The following is a 554-nucleotide window of genomic DNA, read 5'->3' on the forward strand; positions in this document are numbered from 1 at the left end:
TGGAGCCGTCGGCCGAGCGTGCGCGCCTGCGCCTGGACGACGGCAGCCGCCTGGACGCGCGTCTGGCGATCGCCGCCGACGGCGCCGAGTCCACGGTGCGCGGCCTGGCCGGGCTGGACGCGCCGGCGCATGACTACGGCCAGCGCGGCGTGGTCGCCTTCGTGCAGACCGAACAGCCGCACCAGGACACGGCCTGGCAGCGTTTCCTGCCGGGCGGCCCGCTGGCGTTCCTGCCGTTCGCCGACGGCCGCAGCTCGATCGTGTGGACCTTGCCCGAGGTCGAGGCGGCGCGGGTGCTGGCGCTGGACGATGCGGCGTTCGGCGCCGAACTGACCCAGGCCTTCGGCGCCCGCCTGGGTACGGTGCGCGCGCTGTCGCCGCGGCTGGGCTTCCCGCTGCGCCGGCAACTGGTGGAGGCCTACCAGCGCGGCCGCCTGCTGGTGCTGGGCGATGCCGCGCACGTGGTGCATCCGCTGGCCGGGCAGGGCGTCAACCTCGGCCTGCGCGACGTCGCCGCGCTGGCGACACTGGTGCGGCAGGCGCAGGCGCAGCGG

At 76.5% G+C, this 554-nt stretch carries 1 protein-coding gene; it reads left to right on the forward strand.

Annotated elements, in window-relative coordinates:
* On the forward strand, positions 1 to 554 hold a 554-nt coding region (locus D180_RS14115), incomplete at both ends, for an FAD-dependent monooxygenase (RefSeq protein ID WP_017913312.1).

Origin of the sequence: Xanthomonas sp. SHU 166, from assembly GCF_000364685.1 — a bacterium.
Classification (GTDB): domain Bacteria; phylum Pseudomonadota; class Gammaproteobacteria; order Xanthomonadales; family Xanthomonadaceae; genus Xanthomonas_A; species Xanthomonas_A sontii.